At 70.4% G+C, this 9813-nt stretch carries 7 protein-coding genes and 1 pseudogene; 4 read left to right on the top strand and 4 right to left on the bottom strand.

Features of this window, described 5'->3' with window-relative positions:
• Window positions 1-246: pseudogene (locus CCN42_RS12535) on the top strand (ADP-ribosylglycohydrolase family protein); the annotation flags it as partial.
• A 27-nt stretch (window positions 247-273) separates the two neighbouring features.
• Here CCN42_RS12535 and CCN42_RS12530 read toward each other — a convergent pair.
• The 3 genes from CCN42_RS12530 to CCN42_RS12520 all read right to left on the bottom strand — a co-directional run bounded on the left by CCN42_RS12530 (window position 274) and on the right by CCN42_RS12520 (window position 6647).
• Complete coding sequence (locus tag CCN42_RS12530; protein ID WP_086735418.1) at window positions 274-1851, bottom strand: sodium:solute symporter family protein; 1578 nt, start codon at window positions 1849-1851, stop codon at window positions 274-276.
• Window positions 1852-2079: 228 nt separating this feature from the next.
• Window positions 2080-3933 carry a hypothetical protein gene (locus tag CCN42_RS12525; RefSeq protein ID WP_086735417.1) on the bottom strand — a complete coding sequence of 618 codons (1854 nt, stop codon included), beginning with the start codon at window positions 3931-3933 and terminating at the stop codon, window positions 2080-2082.
• 194 nt (window positions 3934-4127) lie between these two features.
• Window positions 4128-6647 (bottom strand): D-alanyl-D-alanine carboxypeptidase, encoded by a 2520-nt coding sequence (locus CCN42_RS12520; protein ID WP_086735415.1) that lies wholly within the window; start codon window positions 6645-6647, stop codon window positions 4128-4130.
• 216 nt (window positions 6648-6863) lie between these two features.
• On the opposite strand from CCN42_RS12520, the gene CCN42_RS12515 reads away from it, so the two are divergent.
• The 3 genes from CCN42_RS12515 to CCN42_RS12505 all read left to right on the top strand — a co-directional run bounded on the left by CCN42_RS12515 (window position 6864) and on the right by CCN42_RS12505 (window position 9129).
• Window positions 6864-7616, top strand: coding sequence for a GOLPH3/VPS74 family protein (locus CCN42_RS12515; RefSeq protein WP_086735413.1), 753 nt, complete (start codon window positions 6864-6866; stop codon window positions 7614-7616).
• Window positions 7617-7898: 282 nt separating this feature from the next.
• Window positions 7899-8762: a helix-turn-helix domain-containing protein gene (locus tag CCN42_RS12510; RefSeq protein ID WP_086735411.1), complete on the top strand. Its 864-nt coding sequence runs from the start codon at window positions 7899-7901 to the stop codon at window positions 8760-8762.
• 175 nt (window positions 8763-8937) lie between these two features.
• Window positions 8938-9129 carry a DUF397 domain-containing protein gene (locus CCN42_RS12505; RefSeq protein WP_086735409.1) on the top strand — a complete coding sequence of 64 codons (192 nt, stop codon included), beginning with the start codon at window positions 8938-8940 and terminating at the stop codon, window positions 9127-9129.
• A gap of 122 nt (window positions 9130-9251) precedes the next feature.
• Here the strand turns inward: CCN42_RS12505 and CCN42_RS12500 are convergent, their stop codons facing one another.
• Window positions 9252-9749 (bottom strand): glutathione peroxidase, encoded by a 498-nt coding sequence (locus tag CCN42_RS12500; protein WP_086735407.1) that lies wholly within the window; start codon window positions 9747-9749, stop codon window positions 9252-9254.
• Window positions 9750-9813: the final 64 nt, after the last annotated feature.

Raw genomic sequence — 9813 nt, 5'->3', positions numbered from 1 at the left:
GGTGGGGGCGGAGGGGCCGCCGTGGTTGGCGGCCCCTCCGCCCCCACCACCGCCCTCACCGGCGGTCTCCTCGGCGCCCTGCACGGCGAAACGGCCCTCCCTCCGGCCTGGCTGGCCGAACTGGAGGGCCGTCCCACGATCCTCGAACTCGCCGACGACTTCGCCATGGAGATGACCCAGGGGCCCGCGCTGCACAGCCCGGCGGGGGCGTCCCCGGCGTGGCTGGCGCGGTACCCCAGGGCCTGAGCGGCGGGCAGGGCCTGAGCGGCCGGGTCAGTCCTTCACCGTCACCCCCGGCGCCCCGCCCTGCTGGGTAGGGATCGCCGCCGCGGCACCCGCGCTGCCCGGGCCGTCGTCGTCCGTGTTGATGCGTTCGATGATGGCCAGGCGTTCCGGGGTGTCCTCCGGCTTGAGGTAGCCGATGAGGATGTAGAGCACCAGGGAGACGGCGAGCGGGATGGAGACCTGGTACTGGAGGGGGACGCCGCCGTCGACGTTCCAGTGGATGGGGTAGTTCACCAGCCAGAAGGCGAACAGGCCGGTGGCCCAGCTGGTGAGGGCCGCGGTGGGGCCGGAGCGGCGGAAGGGGCGGAGCAGGCCGAGCATCATGGGGATGGCCATGGGGCCCATCAGGCCGGCGACCCACTTGATGACGACGGTGATGATGTCGCCGAAGGTGGGGGAGTTGACCTGGGTGGCCGCCGCCATGGACAGGCCGAGGAAGACGACCGTGGTGATGCGGGCGACCCGCAGGCCCTGGCCCTCGTTCCAGGACCGGGCGCGCCGCCACACCACCGGTGCGCAGTCCCTGGTGAACACCGCGGCGATGGCGTTGGCGTCGGAGGAGCACATGGCCATGGTGTGGGAGAAGAAGCCGACGATGACGAGGCCCAGCAGGCCGTGCGGGAGGAGCTGCTCGGTCATCAGGCCGTAGGAGTCGGAGCCGTCCGCCTTCTGGGACTCGACCAGCAGCGGGGACATCCACATGGGGAAGAAGAGGACCAGCGGCCAGACCAGCCACAGGATGGCCGAGAGGCGGGCCGAGCGCGCGGCCTCGTGCGCGTTGGACGTGGCCATGTAGCGCTGGGCCTGGTTGAGCATGCCGCCGTTGTACTCGAAGAGTTTGATGAAGAGGAAGGCCAGCAGGAACACCGTGCCGTAGGGGCCGACCAGTGGTTCGCCGTGGCCCTGGAGCTCGGGCTCGTCCCAGGCGCCGAGGAAGCCGATGCCCTTGTCGTCGAGTTCCATGACGACGGCGACGAACATCGCGATGCCGGCCAGGAACTGGATGACGAACTGGCCCAGCTCCGTCAGCGCGTCCGCCCACAGGCCGCCGATCGTGCAGTAGACGGCGGTGATGGTGCCCGTGATGAGGATGCCCTGGTTCAGGGAGATGCCCGTGAAGACCGACAGCAGCGTGGCGATGGCCGCCCATTTCGCGCCGACGTCCACGATCTTCAGCAGCATGCCGGACCAGGCCAGCGCCTGCTGGGTCTTCAGGTCGTAGCGGTTCTTCAGGTACTCCAGTGGGGAGGCCACATGGAGCCGGGAGCGCAGCCGGTTGATCCGCGGGGCGAACAGCTTCGAGCCGATGGCGATGCCCAGGGCGATGGGGAACGACCACGTGACGAAGGATGTGACGCCGTAGGTGTAGGCGATGCCCGCGTAGCCCGTGAACATCACCGCGCTGTAGCCGGACATGTGGTGGGAGATGCCGGACAGCCACCAGGGCATCTTGCCGCCGGCGGTGAAGAAGTCGCTGACGTTGTCCACGCGTTTGTGCGACCAGACGCCGATGGCCACCATCACGCCGAAGTAGCCGATGAGCACGGCCCAGTCGAGACTGTTCATGTGCCACCCTTCCAGGGTCCGCCCAGGGTCCGCCTTGTGAACGGCCCGCTCATCGTGAGTGGGGTGACAGGGGCGCGACAAGGAACGGGAAGGTCAAGGGCTGGCAAAATTGTTCTGCACGGTGACTCTTGTTCATGGACATGAACAATGAAAAAGGGCCGACACCACCGTCGGCCCTCCCCTTCTCGAGACGTCAGCGAAGCGCGCCGACCGCCCCGGTCCCGCCGCTCACCGCAGCTCCTCCGGGCAGGGCGTCCCGCGCGGCCAGTCGTACGGCGAGGCCAGCCGGTAGGTGCCCGCGCGGGGCGCGAGGAGCATCGTCCACTTGTCGCCCTCCTCGTCCTCCTCCGTCTCCAGCAGGCAGCCGTTGACGTTCTCGTACGTCTTCGGCTCACCGTCGGGACGGTCCTCGGACTCCTCGGTCTCGCGCGGCCCCTCGACCCCCTTGCCCTCCTCGTCGACCAGCTTCAGCCACGGCGAGTACGGGACGCGGATCAGCACCCGGCCGGGCTCGCTGACCCGGAGGGTCATCTCGCCCTGCTCGGCGCGCTCCACGGTGGCGGGCGGATCGGCGAGCGGCGCCGGGTCCTTCACCCGGAACAGCTGCCAGTTCGCGTCGCCCCAGATCTGCTCCAGGTAGGGCAGACCCCGCTGCACCAGCTCGCGTTCGCGCTGCCCGCCGTCGCCGTCCGGCTCGTCCTTCGGCAGGACCACGAAGTGCACCGCCCAGCGCTTGAGCCACAGGTGGTAGTTGGCCGAGTTCAGGGTGTCGTCGTAGAAGAGCGGGTTGCGCTCCATGTCGGCCTGGCGGTTCCAGCCGCGGGCCAGGTTGATGTACGGGGCGAGCGCGGACGCCTCGCGGTGCGAGCGGGCCGGGACCACCTCGACACGGCCCTTGTCGGCGCCGACCTCCTGCAACTCGTTGACGAGCGGGGCCAGCTCACGGGCCCAGGAGGCGCGCGGCGTGGTGCGCACCACGTCGTCGACCGACTTGAAGCCTATCCACGTCACGAACCCGGCGATGGCGACGACGAGCGCGTACCACTTGCGCGAGCGCGGCACCGTGAACGGCAGCGCCGCCACCAGCGCCACACCCGCGAACAGCATCGCGAGCCGCGTGATGTTCGAGCCGATCTGCGAGCTGATCAGCCAGACCAGCAGCACGGAGAGGCAGTAGACCGCGGAGGTGATCCGCACGGTGGTCCACTCCCGCGGGGCGAACAGGAAGACCAGCAGCGCGTACAGCATCGGCAGCCCCGCCGAGCCGAACGACATCGGCTGGGTGCCGGAGAACGGGAACGCCAGCGCGGAGACCGCGACCACCGCGATCGGGCCCAGCCCCAGCGCCCAGGCGCCCGGCCGCCGCTTCTGCAGGAACAGCGCCACCGCGACCAGACCGACGAACAGGCCCGCGACCGGTGACGACATGGTGGCCAGCGCGGCCAGCGGCGCCGCGCACAGCGCCTTCGCCCAGCGCTTGTGGCGCCAGCGGTACGGCCAGCAGAACACCGCCGCGACGGCCGCGAGGGCGAACAGCGTGCCGAGGCCGAAGGTGACCCGGCCCGAGGCGGCGTTGCCGAGCAGCCCGAACACACCCGCCAGCGCGGGCCACAGCGGATTGCGCACCACCCGGCTGCGGATCAGGATCATCGTCAGCAGGCCCGCCGACAGCGTCCCGGCGATCATCATCGTCGTCCGGACGCCGAGCACCGACATCAGATACGGCGACACCACGCTGTACGAGACCGGGTGCATCCCGCCGTACCAGGCGAGGTTGTACGCCGAGTCCGGGTGCCGGCCGACGAACTCCGCCCAGGCGTCCTGCGCCGCGAGATCGCCACCACTGTTCGCGAACGTGAAGAACCAGACGACGTGCAGCACGCCGGCCAGGGCCGTGACGAACAGTACGGGGTGACGCAGCACCCGGTCACGGACGGCGTCGGCCGCCGAACGCCGCTCCGCCTGCTCCCGCTGCCCAGGCTGCTCCGAAGGCTCCGGCGAACCCTCGGGTACGCGTATTCGCGGGCCGTCTCCCGGGCCCGGACCGGTGTCGTCGGTGCGTGTCGGCTCCGCAGTGGCCACCTGAAGGCACTCCCCGTGTCCCGTTCTGCTGTTCTCGGCCGCGTGGTCCGTTCGCCGACCGTTCCCCGGAGGGTCTCCGGGAGTTCCCGTCCGCGTCCCCCGCGCGGGCGGCCTGTCCCGATTCGTGACGCTAGCACGCACCCCGCCGGGAGGCTCCCTCGTGGGTCCCGGCGGGGTGCGCGCATGCCGTGTGATCAGCCGATACGGGTCAGCTTGTCCATGAAGCCCGGCTCGGCCAGATCGTCCTTGAGCGCGACCGGCACCTTCACGGCACCCGCGGTCGCCCCGTCACCGACGGTGAGCGTGCCGACCTTCGTCCCCGCCTTCGCCGTGTGCGGCAGCTCGTCCGCGGCGAACGACAGCTTCACCGTCAGCCCCGCCCAGCCGACCGCGGTCACGTCCTGCGTGACGACCACCGGCGTACGGCCGCCAAGACCGTCGTCCACATGGCCGACGACATCGCCCTTCTTCAGGATCGTCGCCGACTCCAGCGCGTCCTGCGCGGCCCGGATCAGCTGGTCACCCGCGGACAGGGCGCCCTGGAGGATGGTGTTGTCCTTGCCGCCCGGAGGCTGGCGCACGACCGCGCCGACGATGGTGTGGGTCTCGCCGCTGACATCCTTCTTCGCCGCGAACACCAGGTTGCCGAGGGCGGAGGTGGTGGTGCCGGTCTTGATGCCGACGACGTTGTTGCTGCCGACCAGCTCGTTCCAGTTGCGGCGGTTGACGCCCTTGTAGTCGTCGTACGACATCATCGCGGCGACCTCGCGGAACGCGGGCAGCGTCATCGCGGCCTTGGCGAGCTTCACCTGGTCCACGGCCGTGCTGACCGTGGTGTCGTTCAGACCCGAGGGGTCGGTGTACGTGGTGTTGGTCATGCCGAGGTCCTTCGCGGTGGCGTTCATCTTCGCCACGAAGTCCTTCTCCGCGCCCGCGTCCCAACGGGCCAGCAGCCGCGCCACATTGTTCGCGGACGCGATGAGGATGCTCTCCAGGGCCTCGCGTTCGGAGATCCGGTCGCCCGCGAAGACGTCGACCGTCGACTCCTGGCCGGCGTCCGACTGCTCCTCGGCCGCCTGGTCGATCTTGATCATCGGCCCCTCCTCGCCGCTCTTCAGCGGGTGTTCGCGGAGGATCACGTACGCCGTCATGACCTTGGCGACACTCGCGATCGGGACCGGCTTCTGCTCGCCGGACGAGCCGAACGTGCCGATGCCCTGGACGTCGAGGGCGGCCTGGCCGTCCTGCGGCCACGGGATACCGGCCTTGGAGCCGTCGAAGGTGTAGCTGTCCTCGGCGGTGAGCTGGAGGGTGGGCGTCGGCAGCGGACGCACCGACTGGATCACCGCGACCACGACGATCAGCAGCAGCACCAGCGGCGTCCAGATCTTCACCCGGCGCACGGCCGTGCGCAGCGGCGTCTGCGGAGGCGGCGGCGTGTTCGTGAGCTCCGCCAGCAGATCCAGCGGCGGCTTCGGCGGCAACGGCTGCTGGGTGGTCCGCTCCGGGCCGATCTGGGGCACGGCGGCGGTGACGTCGGCGGGGACCACGGGGCCCGCGGGCGCGGCCGGTTCGGCCCGCTCGGCAGGCTTCGCGGGCGCGGCCGTACGGGGCTTGCGGACCGCCGGGTCGTCCAGCTGCTTCAGCGCGACGAACGTGCTGGTCCGCTCGGCCTCGTCCTCGCCGCCCCCGGGCTTCGCAGAGTCCTTGACGGACTCCTTGGGCTCCTTGGGCTCCTTGGACGCCTCGGACTCCGTGGGCTCCTTGGCGGGCCCCTTGGCGGGCTCCTTCGGCTCCTCGGCGGGCTTCGCCTTGGCGGCGTCACCCAGCTTCAGCATGGTGGTGGGCTGGTCGACCGCGGGCTTCGGCGGCCGTACGGCCTTGAAGACGGTGGTGGGCTGGTCGACGGGGGCGTCGTCCGACCCGGCCCGGGAGGAGCCCTTCCCGGCGTCCTTCCCGGCGCCGGAGGAGCCCTTCTCGGTGTCGGAAGCGGTCTTGCCGGTGTCGGTGTCGTCCTTCGCGCTCCCGGCGCTCTCCGCCCCTTCCGCGGGCTCGCGGCCGTCGGTGCCGGCGTCGGCCGCGCTCTCGTCCGCGTCGGCGTCCTCGGGCGCCGGCGCGGACTCGGCACCGGCCTCCTCGGAATCCGCGGCGTCGGTGTCGGCGTCGGCCTTGGCGTCGGTCACGCTCCCGTCCGTGTCCGCGTCCGTGTCCGCTTCCTCGGCCTTGGCGTCGGTCGCGCGCTCGTCCGCGTCCTCGGCGTCCGCCCCGGCCTTCTCGGAGTCCTTCGCGTCCGCGTCAGCGTCAGCGTCCGCGCCCGCGTCGGCCACGTCCTGCGACTCGGCCTCACCCTCGGGGTCGCCGTCGGCCTCCGCCCGGGACTCGGAGCCCGCCTCGGCCTCGCCCTCCGCCGGCTCGGCCTTCCCGGACGGGGACTCGTCCGCCGTGCGGACCCACGCCGCCACCGCGGCGCGCAGCTCCTCGTCGTCCTTCGTCCCGGCGGCCTCGGCCGCGCCCTTGCGCGCCTCCGCGAGGTCCTTCGCCGAGAGGATCCGCGTCGCCGTGTCGACACCCGCCCGGGCCACGGCGAGGCGCGGATCGTCCGCCTCGCGCCTGGCCTCGGGAACCGGACCCGCGCTCCCCGACGTCGGTTCTGCCGACGACTCGCGCTGCTTCGACCTGTCGGGGGACTCGCCCGCCACCGATGCCTCCTCCATGCCGCACGTTCCCGTGCGCCTACCGAACCGAACCACCGCCCGGACACCCGGCCACCACGGTGTCCGAACCATGTACCAGTGTCCTGTGTGCGGGTTAAACCCAAGCGGTAGACGAGAACGACATACCTACCGGTTCCCTTACGAACCGGTCACGCACCCTCGACAGACCAATGTGAGAGGGGTCACCCTGTCATTCATCCACGCGGGGAGGCATGGATGGGCAGGAGCCGCAGAACACTTCCGGAGGAGCTTCTGCTGCTGGCGTTGGACCCGACCACGGGTACCACCGCACAGCCGCAGTCGCTCGACCTGGGTCTGGCCGGAGCACAGCTAGTGGAGCTGGCGCTGGCCGGACGGATAGCCCCAGACGGGGATCGTATCGCCGTGGTGGTACCACGGCCGACAGGAGATCCGACACTGGACTGCGCGTTGGAGTTGCTGCGAAGGCGTGGCGCTCCGGTACGGGCCGTCCACTGGATCGGCGGGCCGCGTCTCGGGCTCCGCCAGACGTACCTCTCGCATCTGGAGCGATGCGGCATGGTGCATGCCGTAGAGGGCCAGATGTGCGGGGTGTTGCCGACGACTCGCTACCAGGCGACGGACAACGCCATCAGCCGGGAGATCAAAGCCCGGCTGGATTCCGCGATCCGCACCGGCGTACCGCCGGACCCGCGGACCGCGGCGCTCGCCGCCCTGGCGCACGCCGTGGGTCTCGGCAAGCACCTGTATCCGGGGAACGAGGGACGCTCGTCCCGCTCCCGGCTGCGGGACCTGATCAGGCACGACCCCATGGGCGGCCTCGTGGCGCACGCCGTGATGGACGTCCAGAACGGCGTGGCGGCCCAGCCGCGCCGTGCCGCGGCGGGACCGGCAGGCCGGCAGGCCGCCGGAGCCAGGGCGGCCGAACCCGCACGCGGGGTCCCGGCCCAGCCGCACCGCGGCAGCATGGCACGCGCCGTGGCCCACTGAGCCGCCGTTCCACGACGGCCGGTTCGACGGCAGTCGGTGGCACGGCAGCCGGTTCCACGGCGGTACGGCGAACACAAGCCCGGTTCGGGAGCCGCGAGCCGCGCGGGGTGACGGAACGCGTCGTTCGGACGACGCGCGCGTCCGCCACCCCGCGCGGACGCATGTGCGGATCTGGCGTGTACCCGCTGCATATCCGGAGTTTCCCAGCGGTAGGAACCGGCTTGGTGGCAGTCTGCTCAACAGCAGATACGCAAAGTCGCAGCAGCCGGAGGTGCGCGTCCCGTGGCGTCCAATGTCAATCCCACCGTCAGGCGGCGCCGGCTGGGCCAGGAGCTGCGCAGGCTCCGTGAGCTCAAGGGCATGACGGCCGAGGAGGTGGCGGAGCGGCTGCTGGTGTCGCAGTCGAAGATCAGCCGCCTGGAGAACGGCCGCCGCAGCATCAGCCAGCGCGACGTGCGCGACCTGTGCGGGGTCTACGAGGTGGAGGACCACCGGATCGTCGATTCGCTGATGCAGATGGCGAAGGACTCGCGCCAGCAGGGCTGGTGGCACTCCTTCGGCGACATCCCCTACAGCGTCTACATCGGTCTGGAGACGGACGCGGCGAGTCTGCGGGTGTACGACCCGCAGGTGGTGCCCGGTCTGCTGCAGACCCGCAGCTACGCGGAGGCGCTGATCCAGGGTGCCCTGCCGGAGGCGACACCCGCCGACATCGAGAAAAGGGTGCAGGTCAGACTGCGCCGACAGGAACGTATCGCCGCCGAGGAGAACCCGCTGCGGCTGTGGGCGGTGCTCGACGAGGCGGCGGTGCGCCGCGAGGTCGGCAGCAAGCAGGTGATGATCGAGCAGCTGGAGTATCTGCTCGAGATGTCCCAGCTGCCGCACGTCACCGTGCAGTTGATTCCGTTCCAGATGGGCGCCCATCCCGGGGTGAGCGGACAGTACGCGATCCTGGAGTTCCCGGACGCCGCCGATTCGAGCGTCGTCTACATCGAGGGCGTCACCAGTGACCTCTACCTGGAGAAGGCCCAGGACGTGCAGAAGTATGCCGTTATGTACGAGCATTTGCGGGCGCAGGCGCTGAATGTCGATCAAACCCGGGAATTCATCGCCGAAGTGGTGAAGGACTACGCCGGTCTCCGGTGAGGCGCCGCAAAGTACACCGTGGCCCCGATCGGACGGAAGACCCGATTGGAATATGCCATCCGGTCGAGTGAATAGTCGCTCCGGACGTCCGAGTTGGCGAGTAGCGTCGATCACGCCATCGAGCAAGAGCGTTGGCGCAAAGGCAGCAACTCAGCAACCGGTAACTGGAGCGAAAATGGCGATCAAGCAGGGCGCGACGGACACGTGGGTCAAGTCCTCCTACTCCCAGGGCAACGGGGCGTGCGTCGAGATCAAGTCCCCGGTTCCGTCGGCCATGGCCGTCCGGGACTCCAAGGTCCAGCGGGGCCCGGTGCTGGCCTTCCCCGCCACCGCGTGGAACACCTTCGTGGCCTCGGTCAAGGCGTAACGCGCACCGCCCGCAGGATACGAGCAGCACCCCGGCACCACCTCAGAGCCCTCTCGACGAGCCCGCCGTCCTTGCCGAGGGGGCTCGGCTCGTGCCCGCCCGAACCCCCTGGCCGGACCGGCTCAGCCGAGCTGCGCCTCGATCGCGGCGACGACCTCCGCCGACTCCGGCTCGACCTGCGGGGAGAAGCGGGCGACGACGGTGCCGTCCCGGCCGATCAGGAACTTCTCGAAGTTCCAGCGGATGTCCCCGCTGTGCCCCTCGGCGTCGGCGAAGCCGGTCAGCCGCTTGTACAGCGGGTGCCGGTTCTCACCGTTGACCTCGACCTTCTCGGTCATCGGGAAGGTCACGCCGTACGTCGCGGAGCAGAACTCGGCGATCTCCGTGGCGCTGCCGGGCTCCTGGCCCATGAACTGGTTGCAGGGCACGCCGAGCACGGTGAAGCCCTGGGCCGCGTACCGCTCCTGGAGCCGCTCCAGACCGGCGTACTGCGGGGTCAGGCCGCACTTGGAGGCCACGTTCACCACGAGCACGGCCTGCCCGGCGTACTGCTTGAGGTTGGCGGCGCCGCCCTGGAGGGCGTCGATGTCGACATCGAGGGGGGATGCGTTGGTCGTCATACGGCGGATGCTAACCCCGCCGGCTCGCGGCAGCCTGGTCCGGCACATCCCCGGCCCCCCGCAC

The sequence above is a fragment of the Streptomyces glaucescens genome (assembly GCF_002154375.1).
Lineage (GTDB): Bacteria > Actinomycetota > Actinomycetes > Streptomycetales > Streptomycetaceae > Streptomyces > Streptomyces glaucescens.
The sequence above is the reverse complement of the archived record's forward strand: the minus strand, read 5'-3'. Positions and strand labels throughout refer to the sequence as shown.